Source organism: Bradyrhizobium canariense, assembly GCF_019402665.1.
GTDB lineage: Bacteria > Pseudomonadota > Alphaproteobacteria > Rhizobiales > Xanthobacteraceae > Bradyrhizobium > Bradyrhizobium canariense.
In genome coordinates this window covers 220,181-236,540 of record NZ_VSST01000020.1, presented here as the reverse complement: position 1 = coordinate 236,540, position 16,360 = coordinate 220,181, and the positions used below count along the sequence as shown (strand labels likewise).

General features: G+C 64.8%; 16 protein-coding genes and 2 tRNA genes. 15 read left to right on the top strand and 3 right to left on the bottom strand.

What is annotated here, in order from left to right; all coding sequences use genetic code 11:
• The first annotated feature begins 28 nt into the window (after positions 1-28).
• From FXB41_RS11870 to FXB41_RS11860, 3 genes are all read left to right on the top strand, one after another.
• Positions 29-1,825 (top strand): heme biosynthesis HemY N-terminal domain-containing protein, encoded by a 1,797-nt coding sequence (locus FXB41_RS11870; protein ID WP_219681863.1) that lies wholly within the window; start codon positions 29-31, stop codon positions 1,823-1,825.
• Between the two features lie 100 nt (positions 1,826-1,925).
• A tRNA-Thr gene (locus tag FXB41_RS11865) sits at positions 1,926-2,001 on the top strand.
• A 215-nt stretch (positions 2,002-2,216) separates the two neighbouring features.
• Positions 2,217-2,600, top strand: a complete 384-nt coding sequence (locus FXB41_RS11860) for a hypothetical protein (RefSeq protein ID WP_219681862.1) — start codon at positions 2,217-2,219, stop codon at positions 2,598-2,600.
• A gap of 76 nt (positions 2,601-2,676) precedes the next feature.
• Here the strand turns inward: FXB41_RS11860 and FXB41_RS11855 are convergent, their stop codons facing one another.
• A complete protein-coding gene (locus tag FXB41_RS11855; RefSeq protein WP_007598702.1) occupies positions 2,677-3,723 on the bottom strand; it encodes a polysaccharide deacetylase family protein in 1,047 nt (348 codons plus the stop codon).
• A 253-nt stretch (positions 3,724-3,976) separates the two neighbouring features.
• On the opposite strand from FXB41_RS11855, the gene FXB41_RS11850 reads away from it, so the two are divergent.
• Together FXB41_RS11850 and FXB41_RS11845 are read left to right on the top strand one after the other, a co-directional pair.
• Entirely contained in the window at positions 3,977-4,303 is a 327-nt protein-coding gene (locus tag FXB41_RS11850) for a hypothetical protein (RefSeq protein WP_007598705.1), read from the top strand.
• A gap of 166 nt (positions 4,304-4,469) precedes the next feature.
• Positions 4,470-4,682, top strand: coding sequence for a hypothetical protein (locus FXB41_RS11845; protein ID WP_219681861.1), 213 nt, complete (start codon positions 4,470-4,472; stop codon positions 4,680-4,682).
• A 25-nt stretch (positions 4,683-4,707) separates the two neighbouring features.
• Here FXB41_RS11845 and FXB41_RS11840 read toward each other — a convergent pair whose 3' ends face one another.
• Positions 4,708-6,396, bottom strand: a complete 1,689-nt coding sequence (locus tag FXB41_RS11840) for an MFS transporter (RefSeq protein WP_007598707.1) — start codon at positions 6,394-6,396, stop codon at positions 4,708-4,710.
• Between the two features lie 161 nt (positions 6,397-6,557).
• Between FXB41_RS11840 and FXB41_RS11835 the strand changes: the two genes are divergently transcribed.
• The 7 genes from FXB41_RS11835 (at position 6,558) to FXB41_RS11805 (ending at position 14,424) form a co-directional block, all read left to right on the top strand.
• Positions 6,558-7,925, top strand: coding sequence for a hydrolase (locus tag FXB41_RS11835; protein ID WP_219681860.1), 1,368 nt, complete (start codon positions 6,558-6,560; stop codon positions 7,923-7,925).
• Between the two features lie 34 nt (positions 7,926-7,959).
• Positions 7,960-9,327: a cytochrome P450 gene (locus FXB41_RS11830; RefSeq protein WP_007598709.1), complete on the top strand. Its 1,368-nt coding sequence runs from the start codon at positions 7,960-7,962 to the stop codon at positions 9,325-9,327.
• Between the two features lie 50 nt (positions 9,328-9,377).
• Positions 9,378-10,787, top strand: a complete 1,410-nt coding sequence (locus tag FXB41_RS11825; RefSeq protein WP_007598710.1) for an adenylate/guanylate cyclase domain-containing protein — start codon at positions 9,378-9,380, stop codon at positions 10,785-10,787.
• A 309-nt stretch (positions 10,788-11,096) separates the two neighbouring features.
• Positions 11,097-11,585, top strand: coding sequence for a tellurite resistance TerB family protein (locus FXB41_RS11820; protein WP_007598711.1), 489 nt, complete (start codon positions 11,097-11,099; stop codon positions 11,583-11,585).
• 227 nt (positions 11,586-11,812) lie between these two features.
• Positions 11,813-12,592, top strand: coding sequence for an SDR family NAD(P)-dependent oxidoreductase (locus tag FXB41_RS11815; RefSeq protein WP_219681859.1), 780 nt, complete (start codon positions 11,813-11,815; stop codon positions 12,590-12,592).
• 127 nt (positions 12,593-12,719) lie between these two features.
• Positions 12,720-13,514, top strand: a complete 795-nt coding sequence (locus FXB41_RS11810; RefSeq protein WP_219681858.1) for a glutamine amidotransferase — start codon at positions 12,720-12,722, stop codon at positions 13,512-13,514.
• A 97-nt stretch (positions 13,515-13,611) separates the two neighbouring features.
• Positions 13,612-14,424 (top strand): enoyl-CoA hydratase, encoded by an 813-nt coding sequence (locus FXB41_RS11805; RefSeq protein ID WP_007598716.1) that lies wholly within the window; start codon positions 13,612-13,614, stop codon positions 14,422-14,424.
• A 119-nt stretch (positions 14,425-14,543) separates the two neighbouring features.
• Here FXB41_RS11805 and FXB41_RS11800 read toward each other — a convergent pair.
• A tRNA-Ala gene (locus FXB41_RS11800) sits at positions 14,544-14,619 on the bottom strand.
• 188 nt (positions 14,620-14,807) lie between these two features.
• Here FXB41_RS11800 and FXB41_RS11795 point away from each other — a divergent pair.
• Genes FXB41_RS11795 through folD form a run of 3 tightly spaced genes read left to right on the top strand, consistent with a single transcriptional unit; the run spans position 14,808 to position 16,358 of the window.
• Positions 14,808-15,098 (top strand): YggT family protein, encoded by a 291-nt coding sequence (locus FXB41_RS11795; RefSeq protein ID WP_007598721.1) that lies wholly within the window; start codon positions 14,808-14,810, stop codon positions 15,096-15,098.
• A gap of 20 nt (positions 15,099-15,118) precedes the next feature.
• Positions 15,119-15,463, top strand: a complete 345-nt coding sequence (locus tag FXB41_RS11790) for a DUF167 domain-containing protein (RefSeq protein WP_007598722.1) — start codon at positions 15,119-15,121, stop codon at positions 15,461-15,463.
• Between the two features lie 10 nt (positions 15,464-15,473).
• Positions 15,474-16,358 carry a bifunctional methylenetetrahydrofolate dehydrogenase/methenyltetrahydrofolate cyclohydrolase FolD gene (gene folD / locus FXB41_RS11785; RefSeq protein ID WP_007598723.1) on the top strand — a complete coding sequence of 295 codons (885 nt, stop codon included), beginning with the start codon at positions 15,474-15,476 and terminating at the stop codon, positions 16,356-16,358.
• Positions 16,359-16,360: the final 2 nt, after the last annotated feature.

Here is a 16,360-nt window from a genome sequence, read left to right as displayed (position 1 = left end):
GCAACAATCAGCGCGTATAGGGATCGTCATGCTTCGCATCGTCCTCTTCCTCGTCCTGATCGCGCTGGCGGCGGCCGGCGCGGCCTGGGTCGCCGATCAGCCTGGCGACCTCGTCCTGACCGCAGGCGCCTTCCGCGCCACAACGACGCTTCCCAGATTTGTGTTCTTGCTTGGCCTCTTTGCCGCGGCAGTCGTGCTGGTCTGGAGCCTGCTGACGATGGCCTGGCGCGCTCCGGGGCGTCTGCGCCGCCGTCGTCACGAAAAGCGTCATGCGCGTGGCCGCCACGCCATCACCCACGGCCTGCTTGCGATCGGCCATGGCGACACCGCGCTTGCTCGTCGCCACGCCGATACCGCGCGGCGGCTGGCCGCAAACGATCCGCTCGCGCTTCTCCTGCACGCGCAATCCGCGCAACTCGAGGGCAATCGCGACGAAGCCCAGCGCGTCTTCCGTGCCATGGCCGAGCGCGAGGACACGCGCCTGCTCGGTCTGCGCGGCCTGTTCATCGAGGCGCAGCGCGCCGACGATGCGGTCGGCGCCGTGATGATTGCCGAGGAAGCGATCAAGCTGTCGCCGTCCTCGACCTGGGCCTCGCATGCGGTGCTCGGCTTCCGCTGCGCGCGCGGCGACTGGAGCGGCGCGCTCGCGATCCTCGATTCGAATCTGTCCGCGGGCCTGATCGACAAGCAGGCCTATCGCCGCCAGCGCGGCGTGCTGCTCGCCGCCCGCGCGCTGGAATTGGAAACGATGGACCGCGACGTCGCGCGCGAGAGCGTGATGCAGGCGGTCAAGCTCGCGCCGACCCTGGTTCCGGCCGCGGTGCTCGCTGCAAAATTCGAGAGCGAGGCGCATCAGGTGCGCCGCGCCATGAAGCTGGTGGAAACTGCCTGGCTCGCCAATCCGCATCCTGATCTTGCGGATGCCTATGCGCATGTGAAGCTCGGCGATTCCGCGCGGCAGCGCTTGCAGCGGGTCGAGACGCTCGCCGCCAAAATTCCTGCCGACAAGACTGGTTATGTCGAGGGCCAGCTGGCGATCGCGCGCGCCGCGATCGATGCGTCCGAGTTCGCCCGTGCGCGCGCGGTGCTGGCGCCTTACGTCAACGATCCGACCCAGCGCGTGGCGCTGCTGATGGCGGAGATCGAGCGCACCGAGCATGGTGACGGCGGCCGGGCCCGCGCCTGGACTTTGCGCGCGGTGCGCGCCCGCCATGATCCAGCCTGGACCGCGGACGGTTATGTCAGCGATCGCTGGCGTCCGGTTTCCCCGGTCACCGGTCGCCTCGACGCGTTCCAGTGGCAAACGCCGGTCGCCAGTCTTCCTTCCAACAGGGGCGCGATGATCGAATCCTCAGCCTTCGAGGAAGCCATGCTGGCGGCTCCGCCGCCGAAGCGGGTGACGGCGGCCCCGAGCGAAAGCCCGGCGGAACCGGCTGTCATGGCGCCGGATCCGGTGCCTGCTGCGCAGGACAATTCGCCGCCTCTTGAAGCCAAGGAGGACGCCAAGGAAACCACCGAGGAAACTGCCAACGAAGCGGCAAAGGGAGAGCCGGCCGCGCCAGCCGAGCCGGTCAAACCGGCCCCTGAGATCGCCGAATCATCGCCGGTAGCCGCGACGCCGGTGTTCCGGACCCGCGCCGACCTTGGCAAGCCCACGCAAGCACCTATTCCCGCCGTCATCCCGATCGTCCGCGCCCCGGATGATCCCGGGATCGACGACGAGGGCCCGAGCGATGAATTTACGGAACAAATCGGCACGCCCAGGGACCAAGCAAAGGCCCAGGCCGGCGGCTGGCGCGGATTCTGGTCTCGCTGGGGCGGCTGAGCGGCATTTGGGAGCCGGCTCCACCTTGCCAATTCGGGCCCCGCCCGATATCACGAGCGCGCGTATCGGGACCGGCCTCGCGCGGGCCCCGGCAGGGTTCGCCGCAATAGCTCAGTTGGTAGAGCACGTCATTCGTAATGACGGGGTCGGGGGTTCGAATCCCTCTTGCGGCACCAGCGCCCCAGCTCATTTGATCTCCCCAAGCCAGGCGTTGTGACCGGCGCATTTGGTCACCATGAGCGCGCTGGTGCAGATGAATCCGGTAGAGCGCGGCCATTGCCTCACCGTCGGAGGATTCAGTATCGCACGGCAGTCTGAGTGATCGTGATCACATAAACTCGCGATTGGCTCCCCTAGTGTCCAGCTCACGCCAAACACGGGGAGATTTCATATGCGCAAGATCATTCTGGTGGCCGCTATGGTGCTGGTCTCTGCCTCTGCCCAGGCCGGAGGCCCGCGCAGCCTGTCGCTGTCCGCGGTGAGCGAGCCGGCTTCGGTTCAGCAAACGGCGCCGACGCTCGCTGCCGCGCCGACGCAGGTGAGCGAAGCAGCGCCAGCCGCCGAAGCTCCGAAATATCTCGATCGCCCGCCGGCGGTTTCGCTCACTGCGCCTGCGGCGACTCCCACACCGACGACCGCGACGACCTCAGCGCTCGCGACGACGACCCAACCCGCCGCGAAGACGACGGCCAAGGCGGACAAGTCGAAGCACAAGCGCAGCTGGACCGAAGGCCGCATCATCAGCGAGCTGCATCGCCACGGCATCTACTGGTAAGGTGCCTGCTCTCAAAAAGCATATGGCCGGGACAAGCCCGGCCATGACGCAAGAGATTTGGATCGGACTGGACGCGCTACTGCGAAACCGTCTGCACCACGCTCCCGATCGGACGTGCGCTCGAGGTCGGCACCTTCAGGTCCTTCAGCAATGCCTCGTCATATTCTGGCAGCGACTCGAGCGTCGTCTTGGCCTTCATCTGCACGACCTTGTAGCCGCCGGCCTTGAGCCGCGCGAGCAGTGCAGGCATGGCTTCGCCGGTATGCTTCTGGAAGTCGTGCATCAGGATGATGCCCTTGCCGAGCTTGTCGAGCCTGGTCATCACGGTCTCGATGATCTTCTCCGGCGTGGCGCCCTTCCTGAAGTCGAAGGAGTCGATGTCGGTCGAGAACATCGCGACGTTTCGGGTGCCGAAATAGCTCACGATCGCCGGATTGTGCTGCAGCTGCGGGAAGCGGAAGAACGGTGCCGGGTTGGTGCCGAGCGCGTATTTCACGGCGCTAACACCCTTCTCGACCTCGTCCTTGGCCATCTGCTCGGTCATCTTCTTGCCGTTCAGGTTGACGTGCGACCAGGTGTGAGTGCCGACCGTGTGGCCCTGCGCCAGCACCTGGCGAAGGATTTCCGGATGGTAGGTCGCATGCTTGCCGACCGAGAAGAACAGGCCCTTGGTGCATTCATCCGCGAGCGCCTTCAGCACGGCGGGCGTGTTGACCGGCCAGGGACCGTCGTCGAACGTCAGCACGACCTCCTTGTCGGTGAGGAAGTCGAACTGCTTGAAATGATCGAAGCCGAAGCCCGGACCGCCGGTGGTGTCGATCTCGACCACGCGGGAGACGCCGAGCGCGTTGGGATTGGCGCAGGTCGATTTCTGCTGAACCGGCATCGGCGCGGGTGCGGCGGCCGGGGCGGCTGCCGCCGGTTTGGCCGCAATCGCCGCCGTGGTCGTGACGTCGTCCTTGGCGGCGAGCTTCGCCTGTGCCGGCAATTGATCGGCGGCACGGGCGGCAATCGTCTTGGGAGCGGCCTGGTCGGCGCGCGAGGAATAATAAAACCAACCGCCGGCGGCAATCACGACCGCCGCAACTACACTGGCCAGCATCAGGCCCAACGCATTACGCATCGCCATTCTTTCCAATTACGCAACCAAACCGGCGGAATTTCCCGCTCGACGAGCCATTAATGCGAAGGAACAGTTAACGTGACACCAACACGACAGCGGATATGAAGGAATTTCAGCGAGGTGCGCCAACGTGACCATAGTCACAGAGGGTGGGCCTCCCGTGACCGTCATCACAGTGGAAACTGTTTTGCTGGAGCATGGTCGATCCCATCAACAACGGGCCCGCTTCCAGCGGTGCCAATGGGAGCTTCAAATGACCAACTCGCTGAACACCAAGTCTCTGAACACCAAGTCCTTGAGTAGCAAGATCCGCGACACCAGCCTGGCTCTGGGCTTTGCCGCCATCCTCTCGATCGCCTCGACCGGCTCCAGCTTCGCCTTCTCGTCCGAAGCCCAGCAGCAGTGCACCGGCGACGCTTTCCGCCTGTGCTCGTCGGAAATCCCGAACATCCCGAAGATCACGGCGTGCATGATGAAGCATCGTTCGGATCTGAGCGCCGGTTGCCGTGCGGTGATGGACAAGGACCTCGCCAAGGGCGGCGCGTCACGCAAGGTCGCTGACGCCCAGGACGCTCAGTAACAGCAACGATAGCGTCGTTGCGTCGGTTAGCTCCCCTCGCGATGTGCCCCGGCGTCAAGCCGGGGCCACGCGGCAGCGCAAGCCCGCCTGCCAATAAAGCCGTTGCGGCTTCGGGATCGTCGCTCTAGCTTCGCCCGCACATCTTCCGGGTAAGAGGCATTACGCGATGACCAGATTTCTTTTCATCATTCCATTGATCCTGTTTGCATCGGCTGCGTCCGCGCAGCAGCCCGGTCACGACGCCTGTGCGCGCGATGTGACGCGCTTCTGCCGCCCGGTGATGAACAATGGCGATCAGGCTGTGCTCGCCTGCCTCAAGCAAAACCGTACGCGGCTCACCAAAGGCTGCGAGAAGGTGCTGACGGATCACGGGCAGTAAGACGTCGCTACGGACTCGCGAAACCCTACGTGCTGCTTCCCGCCGCAGTGGCGACCACGGGCAGCACCTCACTTGCCGCCTGGTCCGGCGTCTCCTCTTTCCAGCGCACCGAGCCGAACGGACGCTCGAGCATGCGGCGGATCCGCACCGGATCGGGGCCGATGTGGAAATCGATCGCCTCCTGATGCAGAGCGCGTTCGGACTGGGTCGAGCGGTTGCGCTGGCGTAGATAGTCGAGCCAGGTCGGACAGTGGTAACGCTCGGTCCACAATTCGGGATCGGCGATGTCGCGCGCGATCGACCAGCCGTAAGCACCGTTGCGCTGACGAGAGAGCTGCACGTCCTGCATCACGTTGTGAAAGGCGCGGGCGTTGTCTTGGGCGACGCGGTATTCGATCTCGACCACCAGCGGCCCGCTGCGTGCCGTGAGCGACAGTTTGACTTCCGGATCCGCTAGCAAATCGGCGTCTTCGTTACGGGCGCCGACGCGCGGCATCGTGAGCCAGATCCCCAGCACCGGCGAGATCAGCATCAGGCCGGCAGCCGTCAGCAGCGCGACCTCGACGCCGGCATAGTCGGTGAGATGGCCCCAGCCCCAGGCGCCGACCGCGATGCCGCCCGAAATCGAGGCCTGGAACGCCGCGAGCGAGCGGCCGGCGACCCAGCGCGGCGCCGAGAGCTGCACGCCGATATTAAACAGTGCGACGGCGGCCATCCAGACCGCGCCGGCGAGCACCAGGGCAGCCGCGGTCAGCACCGGCTCGGTGCTCACGGCGAGCGCAGCCATCGCAAACGCCATCGAAATGGTGCAGGCGCGGATCGCGGCTTCGCCGCTCATGCGCTTGCGTAACTCGTGGATGTTGAGCGCACCGACCACGGCCCCCATCCCGAAGGCGCCGAGCATGATACCGTAGGTCTGCGCGCCGCCATGCAGCAGATCGCGCGCGACCAGCGGCATCAGCGCCATGATGGCGCCGCCGATCAGGCCCATCACCAGCGTGCGCAACAGCACGATCTTGATCGGCGGCGAATTGGTGATGTAGCGGAAGCCCGACACCATGGCGCGGTTGAGCTTCTCCCGCGGCAGCCGCGAGGGCTCGGTGTTGCGCCGCCAGAGCAGCAGCACCACCAGCAACGGCAAATAGAGGATCGCGTTACACGCAAACGCCGCCACCGCACCGAGCGCGGCGACGATGACACCGCCGACCGCCGGACCGAAGCTGCGCGCGATGTTGTAGCTGATGCCGTTCAGCGCGACGGCCGACGGCAGGGCATCGGGCGGCACCTGCTCGCTGACCGAGGATTGCCAGGCCGGGCCGAACAGCGCGTTGCCGCTGCCGACCACGAAGCAGAACGCGAGCAGCGTTTCCGGAGAAATGTAGTTGAACCAGGCCAGGACCGTGAGCGCGGTCGCGCCAGTCAGCGCGATCATGAGCGCGATCAGGGTGACGACGCGGCGATCATACATGTCGGCGATGGCGCCGGCCGGCATCGAGATCAGCATGATCGGCAGCATCAAAGCGGTCTGCACCAGCGCCACCTTGTCCGCCGAGGCCGCCATCTGCGTCATCGCCCAGGCGGCGCCCACGCCCTGGATCAGTAGGCCGAGATTGGAGAGGAGGCTGGCGAGCCAGATGCGCCGGAACACGGTGTACCGCAGCGGCGCCATGATGCCGTCGGTCGCAATTTTCTGGCGGTTCGTCTGCTCGGTCATATCCCCTTCCAGATGGGCTGGCAGAAGTAGTCTTGAAGTCGTCTTGGAGTGGTCTTTGGGCGATTCCGGCAAGTTCAGTGATGCCTGCGAAAGTCCTTCGCTGTCCAGTGGTTAGGCCGGTATAAGCGGTGCACAGAGATGGTTTTGCGGCGGAGGAACAGATGAAGCTGTCACGACGAATGATCATGCTAGGGGCCGGCAGCTTGCCCTTCGCAATTGCGAGCTTGCGGACGGGCGCGTTGGCTCAACCCGCGCCCGCTGCGCCGAGCGAGGTGCCGCCGATCCTGTTCGTCCACGGCAATGGCGAATACGACGCGCTCTGGATGACGACCTTGTGGCGGATGGAATCCAACGGCATCGCGCGCGACCGCATGATGGCGATCAATTTCACCGATCCCAATGCACGAAGTGACGACAAGGTCGAGCAGGCGGGTCGCTCCTCGACCGAGGACCAGCGCCGCGAGCTCGCCGCCGCCATAGCCGATTTGAAGCGTCGCACGGGTGGGTCCCGCGTGGCGCTGGTCGGCAGCTCGCGCGGCGGCTATGCCATCCGCAACGTCATCAAGAACGGCGGCCCCGGCGGTGTCAGCCATGCCGTGCTGTGCGGCACGCCCAATCACGGCGTGTTCGCGACCGACGACCAGCTCAACAGCGAGTTCAACGGCCGCGGCGCGTTCCTGCGCGGCTTGAACGAGGGCGAGAGCGAGGTGACACCGGGTGTTGCCTTCCTCACCTTGCGCAGCGACGGCATGGACAAATACGCGCAGGCCGATGGCCGTTTCATCGGCAAGCCCGGCACGCCGACCGGCGTCAACGTCGAAGGTCCGGAGTTGAAGGGGGCGGCCAACCTCGTGCTCGGCGCGCTCGATCATCGCGAGGTGGCGTTCCACCCCCGGGCCTTCCGCGAGATCTACAAATTCATCGCCGCCCGCGAGCCCGCGCGAATCGCGATTGTCCCGGAGCAGAGCGTGAAGCTGAGTGGGCTTGTTACCGGCGCGCCCGGCGGCGTGTCGACCAACCGGCCGGTGGCCGGCGCAACCGTCGACGTGTTTCGGGTCGATCCTGAAACCGGTGAGCGCAAGGGCAACGCCGTCCACAGTGCGAAGACCGGTGCCGACGGCCGCTGGGGACCGGCGCAGGTCGAGCCTTCCTGGTCGCTCGAATTCGTCGTCGCATCGCCGGATGCGCCGACGACGCATATCTACCGCTCACCCTTCCCGCGCTCGTCGGACGTCGTGCATCTGCGCGCCGCGCGTCCGCTCGGGCCCGCGGACAAGGACGCCGGGGCTGTGGTGATCATGTCGCGTCCGCGCGGCTATTTCGGCCTGCCGCGGGATGTGGTGCTGCTCGACGGCAAGGAGCCGGCGGACGTCAAATCGGGTGTGCCCACAGATTCGACAGCAACACTGCGCCTTCCGGCCGGCGAGGTGGGGCGTAACATCGTGGCCCAATTTGGCGAAGAACGAATTGTGGCACGCGCCTGGCCTGCCTCCGAGAACAGGATTGCGATTGCCGAGCTGACTTACTAGCTAATTGCCTGCGTCACCTCTGCGGGAGCGAGCCATGAACATCGCCAGCGTGCGTCGGCCCATCGTCCCTCCGACCCCGCCGCGTGCGCCCGACGACATGTCGTTCCTCGGCCGGCTAGCCGTGATCAAGCGGAACATGATCGCGACCTGGGGCCAGCGCGCCTACGAGGAAGACGTCATCGAGGGCCGCTTCTTCTTCCGCAACAGTTTCATCCTGAACCAGCCGGATGCGATCCGGCATGTCCTGCTCAGCAATTACGAGAATTATTCGCGTACCCCGGCGGGCATCCGCATGCTTCGTCCCGTGCTCGGCGACGGTCTTCTGATTGCGGAGGGCCATTCGTGGACGTTTCAGCGCCGCACTCTCGCGCCGGCGTTCACGCCGCGTGCGACGGCAAATCTCGTTCCGCACATGACGGCGGTGCTCGACGAGACCATCGCGAAGCTCGACGGACGGACGAGCGAGCCGGTCGATCTGCGCGAGATCATGCAGCGTATGACGTTGGAGATCGCCGGACGCACCATGTTCTCGTTCGGCATGGACCGGCATGGTCCGACCTTGCGCAACTTCGTCATGGAGTATGGAGCCCGGCTCGGACGGCCGTACTTGCTCGACATGGTGCTGCCGCTGTCCTGGCCGAGCCCGATGGATTTTGCCCGCGCCCGTTTCCGCAAGCGCTGGACTGAATTCGTCGCGATACTGATCGCCGAGCGGCGGGAGATGGGCAAGAAGGACGGTGCGCCGCCGCGCGATCTGTTCGATCTCATGGACGAGGCGCGGGACCCCGAAACCGGCAAAGGCTTTTCGGACGAGCAACTCGTCGACGAAGTCGCAACCATGATCCTCGCGGGTCACGAGACCACGGCGACCGCGCTATTCTGGGCGCTCTATCTGCTCGCGCTCGATCCCGATACGCAGGAGGAGATCGCCTCCGAGACGCGAGGCGAACATCTCGACAGCATGGCCGACATCGATCGCCAGAAGTTCACCCGCGCCGCGATCGAGGAGACCATGCGGCTTTATCCGCCGGCCTTCCTGATCGCCCGGGCCGCGCGCGAGAAGGACAACGCGGCCGGCGTCGCCATCGGCAAGGGCGACATCATCATGATCGCGCCGTGGCTGCTGCACCGGCACGAGAAGCTGTGGGATCAGCCGAACGCGTTCATTCCAAAACGCTTCATGTCGACGGAAGCACCCGATCGGTTTGCCTATCTGCCCTTTGGCGCGGGTCCGCGCGTCTGCGTCGGCGCACCATTCGCGCAAGCCGAATCCGTGCTGGCGCTGGCCCGGCTGATCGGTGCGTTCCGTGTCGAGCTTGCCGATACCAGCCCTGTCATTCCGCTCGGCGTCGTCACGACCCAGCCGGACCGTTCGCCGCTGTTCCGCATCACGCGTCGGTGACAGGCGTTCGCCTGGCGGACGGCGTGATCCACACCAGATAGAGTTGCGCCATGAGCGATATCCAGGCCCAGTTTTCCGTTCTGAAGCAGACCGCCGATGCGAAAGTGGTCGACGCGATCGCGCGCCTCATCGAGGACGGCGAAGATCACGAGCTCAACCGCGTCAATGCCCTCGATTTCGCGAAGCAGCACGGTCTCGATGAAGAGCACGCGATCTCGGCATTCCTGCATTCGGCGCGGCTCGGCCTGTTCGATCTGGGTTGGAATGTGCTGTGCCCGGGCTGCGGCGGCGTGTTGGGTGCGCACTCGACCCTGAAGGCGCTCAAGCCCGATGATTATCATTGTGCGCTGTGCGCCTGCGGCTACAAGGCCTCCGTCGATGATCAGGTCGAAGTCTCCTTCACCGTCAATTCACGTGTCCGGCGCATTGCGGCGCATGATCCTGATACGCTTCCGGTGTGGGAGTACTTCAAGCAGGTGTTCTGGAGTTCCGGCGTCGACTTCAACAAGGAATCGTTCGCGACGCTCGCCAACGAGGTGACGCTGGATACGATGGAGCTGCCGGCCGGCGAGAAGGCGACCATGTCGCTGCAACTGCCGAACGATTTCATCATCATCTTCGAACCGGTGACTCACGCGGCCCATTTCATCGACGTGCAGGGCGAGCCGACCAAGGACCGTCAGCAGCTCGCCATCATGTACAACAGGGTGCAGGCGCCGACGGGAACCACGACCATGCGGCCGGGCCCGCTGCGGCTGTCGCTGGAGAACCAGGCCGGCGTACGCGTGCTGCCGTCGGTCTTCATCGCGGCCGAGGCACTCCATCACCTCATCGGCAAGCGCAAGCCGTTCCTGACCGCCAAGCGGATGCTGTCGAACCAGACGTTTCGCGACGTGTTCAAGGCGGACAATCTCAGTCTCGACCAGCGGCTCCAGATCACCTCGCTGACCTTCCTGTTCACCGATCTGAAGGGATCGACCGCACTCTATGAGCGCGTCGGCGATCTCGCCGCCTTCGACCTCGTGCGCGCGCATTTCCATGCACTGCTCGAGATCATCTCGTCGGAGAAAGGCGCGGTGGTGAAGACCATTGGCGACGCCGTGATGGCGACCTTCGTCCGTCCCGAGCATGCGATCGCGGCGGGTTTGCGGATGCGCGCGGCGATGGACGAGCTCAACAAAAAGCGCGGCACCGCCGATCTCATCGTCAAGATCGGCATCCACGAGGGTCCGTGCCTCGCGGTGATGCTGAACGAGCGGCAGGATTATTTCGGCCAGACCGTCAACATCGCCGCCCGCGTGCAGAGCCTCTCGACCGCGCAGGAGATCCACATCACCGGCCCGGTGCTCGATGCACCGGCAGTCGCCGAAGTCCTCAAGCAGCGCGAAATCAGGCCGATCCAGAAGCAGGCCGCCCTGCGCGGCATCGCCGACAAGATGGTGGTGTACGAGATACCGTGAGGTGTTGCCCCCCACATCGTCCTGGCGAAGGCCAGGACCCATACCGCGGAATCTATCGATTGCGGATGGTCGGCGTACCGGACCACAACCAGTCTTCGCCAAACTACGCCCTGGGGTAATGGGTCCTGGCCCTTCGCCAGGACGACGTCGGAGAGACGATTTAGCCGCCCTCCAGAAACCAACGCTCCCAGATTGCCGAAACGTAATGCGGCGCGCGGAACTGACGCACGTTGCGCCGGTTGGGTTTCCTGCTCATATAATGCTGGTAGCAGTCGCGCTCCGCGGCTTCATCGATTTCGGTAGGACCTTATGCTCGACGGCCTGCGCCAATTCATCGCCGACATTGTTGCTCCCCATGCCCAGGACCGCGCATTCGGTGACAGTGATTACCGGCTGGCGGCGACCGCGCTGCTCGTTCACGTGATCTCGCTGGACGGCCAGCCGACTGCTGCCGAGCAGCGCAAGTTGCACAGTTTGATCGAAAGCCACTTCGGGCTCGATCGCGGCACCGCGGATCGCCTGATCGCGGATGCGACGGAGGTCGAGGGCGAGGCGGTCGACCTCTATCACTTCACCAGCATCATGATGCGCTCGCTCGACGAAGAGGGCCGCAAGCGCGTCGTCCAGATGATGTGGGAGCTGGTCTACGCCGACGGCCAGGTTACCGAGTTCGAGGATAATGTGGTCTGGCGCGCTTCCGACCTGCTCGGGATTTCGCAACGCGACCGGATCGACCTGAAGCACGCGGTCGCAGATCGTGCCGGCGGCCAGGTCAAGGACGACGCGGTCGGTGGGTGATCCGTGCCAACACCGCCAATTGACGGTTGTGCAGGTCACATGACGAAACTTTAATGTAGCCTCGGGCTGTCCGGGTTCCGGATTTCTCCTGTAAATCCGTGGTTTGCCTGCTTCCCCCGTTTCCCGCTCAAGTGGCTATGCGGCGGCGCCGCTTGCCTGTCGCGCTCGGCCTATGCTCTCGTTCCAGCATTCCGGGGCCAAAAACTTCAATTCAAGAGATCTCGATCGTGACTGAGCGGGTAACGTTGATCACCGGTGCCTCGGCGGGCATCGGCACGGAGCTGGCGCGTGTGTTCGCCGCGAACGGACACCGTCTTGCGCTGACGGCGCGACGCGCGGACCGGCTCGAGGCGCTCGCGAACGAGCTCGCCGCCAACGGCGGCAAAAAGCCGATCGTGATCGCCTGCGATCTCCAGGACGCGGATGCCGGCGAGAAGATCGCCGCCGCACTCGCTGCCGAAGGTGTCGAGCTCGACAATCTCGTCAACAATGCCGGCTTTGGCGTATTCGGTGACGCAATCGAGCGCGACCGCGTCGAGCAGGTCGGCATCGTGGATGTCAATGTCCGGGCTCTGACGGATCTGTCGCTGCGCTTTGCCGATCAGCTGATCAGGAACAAGGGCGGTCTTCTCAACGTCGGGTCGGTCGCCGGCTTTCTGCCCGGCCCCGGCATGGCCGTCTATTACGCGTCCAAGGCTTATGTCATTTCCTTCACCGAGGCCTTGCGGGCGGAGCTTGCACCGCGCGGCGTTCGCGTCACCGTCCTTTGCCCGGGCCCGGTGCCCACCGAATTCCAGGCCCGTGCCCGCGTTGGGTCCGGACATGATACGGCCCTTCTCAATGTTCCTGCCGCCGAGGTCGCACGGCAGGCCTATCGCGGCCTGATGGCCAACAAGCGGGCAGTGCTCCCCGGTCTGGGCATCAAGGTCGTGCCATTCGCGCTGCGCTTCTTCCCGCGCGGCTTCATTCTGTCTGCCACCAGCTGGTTTCAGAGGCAAAGACACTAAAGCGAGCTCTCGGTCGGTCGTGGCCCGGAGCTTGCTTTCTATCGGGTGGGTGTGTGCGCAAACTCACACGAAATTAACGATCGCTTAGTTATGCTGGCGGTCTGAACCGATAGCACTCGCAGAGACCATGTCGTTCCGGACGAACAGGTTTGGTGGCGCAGAAGCGGTGCCCTTCCCCAGAAGGACGCCGAATGTCGCCGCCTCCGAAACCCGGTTGCCGGTTCTGATCATCCTGCATCAGGAATCCTCGACGCCCGGCCGCGTCGGCAATGCGCTGCGCGCGCTCGGCCATCGTCTCGACATCCGCCGTCCCCGGTTCGGCGATCCGCTGCCCCAGACCCTCGACCAGCATGCCGGCGCTGTGGTCTTCGGCGGTCCCATGAGCGCGAACGATCCCGACGACTATATCCGCCGCGAGATCGACTGGATCGAAATTCCGCTCCGCGAACAGCGGCCGTTCCTCGGCATCTGCCTCGGCGCGCAGATGCTGGCGAAGCAGTTGGGGGCCCGCGTCGCGCCGCATGCCGACGCGCTGACCCAGATCGGCTACTATCCGATTCGCCCGACAGCAGCGGGACACGGGCTCTGCCCGAATTGGCCGGCGCGGGTCTATCATTGGCATCGCGAAGGCTTCGAGTTGCCGGTTGGCGCTGAACTGCTTGCCGAAGGCGATGATTTTCCGGTGCAGGCATTCCGCACCGGCAACGCTTTCGGCGTGCAGTTCCATCCCGACGTGACCTACGCGATGATGCATCGCTGGACCACCCGGGGCTATGACGGTCTCAGCGCGCCCGGCGCGCGACAGCGGCATCATCATTTCGCGGACCGTGCGATCTACGATGCCGCGGAACGCGCTTGGCTCGATCATTTCGTCGACGGCTGGCTGACGCGCCGGCCGTTGCTGGCGCAAGCGGCCGAGTGATCGCGCCTTAGCACAAGCTCTTCTCATCCCCTTGTATGGTAGGCTCGTTGTCAACGTGCGCGCGCGAAACTGCGCCGGCAAACAAAGGGAGAGCGCCATGGGCTACGAACACATTCTCTATGAGGTCAGCGACAAGGTCGCGACCATCACGCTCAACCGTCCCGACCGCATGAATGCGTGGACGCCCATCATGGAGCGCGACGTGCGCCATGCGATGGAAGCATCGAGCGCCGATGACAACGTTCGCGTCATCGTCATCACCGGCGCGGGCCGCGCCTTCTGCGCCGGTGCCGACATGGACGCATTGAAGGGGCTCGACCCCGATGATGTCAGGCGCGCGTCGAACCTGCCGCCCTTCGACATGAACCGGCGGCCCGACTGGCAGACGCGCTATGGCTTCTACCCGTCGATCGGAAAGCCTGTCATCGCCATGCTCAACGGCGCAACCGCCGGCATCGGCCTCGTCCACGCGCTCTATTGCGACCTGCGCTTTGCCGCCGACAACACCGTGTTCACCACCGCCTTCGCGCGGCGCGGCCTGATCGCCGAGCACGGCATCAGCTGGATGCTGCCGCGAATCGTCGGCCACGCCAATGCGATGGATCTGTTGCTCTCGGCACGCCGTGTTTCGAGTGACGAGGCGCTGCGGATCGGGCTGGTGAACCGGCTCTGCTCGCCCGAGAAGCTGCGCGAGGAGACTTACGCCTATGCGCGCGACCTCGCCGATTTCGTCTCGCCGAGCGCGATGGCCGTGATCAAGCGGCAGCTCTACGAGGTGCCGTTCCAGACGCTGGCGGAGGCGACGATCGAAGCCAATCGGGACATGATGGTAGCGCTGAACGGCAGCGATTTCCGGGAGGGAGTCGCGAGCTTCATGGAGAAGCGGCCGCCGAGGTTTACGGGGAAGTAGGAGGGATTCGTCGGCAGTCCGTCTTCGCCCTGCGGGCTACGCCGCGGCAGCCTTCGCTCGTTTCGCTACGAGGGACTGTCCGGGCTTGCCGAGCCGTAGCTCGCGAAGCGAGCGAAGGCTGGTGGAGCCAGGCGGGATCGAACCGCCGACCTCGTCATTGCGAACGACGCGCTCTCCCAGCTGAGCTATGGCCCCTTTTGTAGGCCGCTCTGGTCAATGCGGCCGACAACCGGGCGCCATTTAAGTCCCCGCCAAGGTCAAGTCAAGGACGGCTGTAACCCGGTTTTAGCCATCCCGGCACCGACTTCCCTTGTTTGGACCGGGGGGAACCGATATCTAGCAAAAGACGTCAATCCCGACCGAAGCCAGAGTTTTTAAAAGCCATGCGTGCCGTTCTCGACATCGTCATCATCGTGCTCGACCTCTACGTCTGGCTGCTGATCGCGTCCGCGATCCTGTCCTGGCTGATCGCCTTCAACGTCGTGAACACCCGCAACCAGTTCGTGTCGGCAGTGGCGGAGTTCCTGTACCGGATCACGGAGCCGGTCCTGGCGCCGATTCGCAATTTCCTGCCCAGCCTCGGCGGCCTCGACATCTCGCCGATCATCCTGATCCTGCTCATCATGTTCATCGAGCGGGTGATCCTGTATTACATCTACCCGAACGTGATCTAAGCAGGCTGGAGCGCCCTGGGTTGCCAAAGAACCTTGTCATCAAGGAACCTTGGCGTTACGGGGCCGCAGGTATCAGCATCGCGCTGCGGGTGACGCCGCGCGGCGGCCGCGACGATATCGACGGGATCGAGCAGCTCTCCGATGGCCGCAGCGTGCTCAAGGTGCGTGTGCGCGCTATCGCGGATGGCGGCGAGGCCAATAAGGCCGTTCTGGTGCTGCTGGCGAAATCGCTGGGCGTGCCGAAGGCCAGCGTCAAACTCCTGTCGGGAGCGACCTCGCGGCTGAAGCAGATCGCGGTCGACGGCGATCCGGCGCGGCTCGGCGAAGCGCTGCGCCTGCTCGCATCAGCCAAATCGACGGACTGAGGGAACTGACATGACCGCCAAGATCATCGACGGAAAAGTCATCGCCGCGGAACTTCGCGCCCGCGTCGCCGACGAGGTCGCACGCGTCAAGCGCGAGCACAATCTGGTACCGGGCCTTGCGGTCGTTCTGGTCGGAAGCGACCCGGCCAGCGAGGTCTATGTGCGCTCGAAACACACCCAGACCCAGGCCGCCGGTATGGCCTCGTTCGAGCACAAGCTGCCGGCCGACGTCTCGCAAGCAGATCTCCTGGCGCTCGTCGCAAAACTTAACCGCGATCCCGCCGTGCACGGTATTCTGGTGCAATTGCCGCTGCCCAAGGGCCTCAACACCGAGGCCGTCGTCAATGCCATTGATCCCGCTAAGGATGTCGATGGGCTGCATCCGAACAATGCCGGCCGCCTCGCAGGCGGCTTCGAGGCGCTGTCGCCCTGCACGCCGCTCGGCTGCATCATTTTGACCAAGAGCGTGCATGCCTCGCTCGAAGGCATGAACGCCATCGTCATCGGCCGCTCCAACCTCGTCGGCCGCCCGCTGGTGCAGCTGTTGCTGAACGAGAACGCCACGGTGACCATCGCGCATTCGCGCTCGCGTGACCTGCCCGGGCTCGTGAGGCGCGCAGACCTCGTCTACGCCGCGGTCGGAAAGTCAGAGATGGTGCGCGGCGACTGGCTGAAGCCGGGGGCGACCGTGATCGACGTCGGCATCAACCGGATCCCGAAGGACGACGGCAAAACGCGTCTCGTTGGCGATGTTGCCTATCAGGAAGCGCTCGCCGTGGCTGGCGCCATCACGCCGGTGCCGGGCGGCGTCGGTCAGATGACGGTCGCGTGCCTGCTCGTGAACACGTTGCGCGCGGCCTGCGCGATCGCAGGGCTGCCGAAGCCGGCGGTGTAGTT

Coding starts and splice junctions, on each gene's coding strand:
- FXB41_RS11870 (WP_219681863.1), top strand. CDS start 29: ATGCTTCGCATCGTCCTCTTCCTCGTCCTGATCGCGCTGGCGGCGGCC.
- FXB41_RS11860 (WP_219681862.1), top strand. CDS start 2,217: ATGCGCAAGATCATTCTGGTGGCCGCTATGGTGCTGGTCTCTGCCTCT.
- FXB41_RS11855 (WP_007598702.1), bottom strand. CDS start 3,723: ATGCGTAATGCGTTGGGCCTGATGCTGGCCAGTGTAGTTGCGGCGGTC.
- FXB41_RS11850 (WP_007598705.1), top strand. CDS start 3,977: ATGACCAACTCGCTGAACACCAAGTCTCTGAACACCAAGTCCTTGAGT.
- FXB41_RS11845 (WP_219681861.1), top strand. CDS start 4,470: ATGACCAGATTTCTTTTCATCATTCCATTGATCCTGTTTGCATCGGCT.
- FXB41_RS11840 (WP_007598707.1), bottom strand. CDS start 6,396: ATGACCGAGCAGACGAACCGCCAGAAAATTGCGACCGACGGCATCATG.
- FXB41_RS11835 (WP_219681860.1), top strand. CDS start 6,558: ATGAAGCTGTCACGACGAATGATCATGCTAGGGGCCGGCAGCTTGCCC.
- FXB41_RS11830 (WP_007598709.1), top strand. CDS start 7,960: ATGAACATCGCCAGCGTGCGTCGGCCCATCGTCCCTCCGACCCCGCCG.
- FXB41_RS11825 (WP_007598710.1), top strand. CDS start 9,378: ATGAGCGATATCCAGGCCCAGTTTTCCGTTCTGAAGCAGACCGCCGAT.
- FXB41_RS11820 (WP_007598711.1), top strand. CDS start 11,097: ATGCTCGACGGCCTGCGCCAATTCATCGCCGACATTGTTGCTCCCCAT.
- FXB41_RS11810 (WP_219681858.1), top strand. CDS start 12,720: ATGTCGTTCCGGACGAACAGGTTTGGTGGCGCAGAAGCGGTGCCCTTC.
- FXB41_RS11805 (WP_007598716.1), top strand. CDS start 13,612: ATGGGCTACGAACACATTCTCTATGAGGTCAGCGACAAGGTCGCGACC.
- FXB41_RS11795 (WP_007598721.1), top strand. CDS start 14,808: ATGCGTGCCGTTCTCGACATCGTCATCATCGTGCTCGACCTCTACGTC.
- folD (WP_007598723.1), top strand. CDS start 15,474: ATGACCGCCAAGATCATCGACGGAAAAGTCATCGCCGCGGAACTTCGC.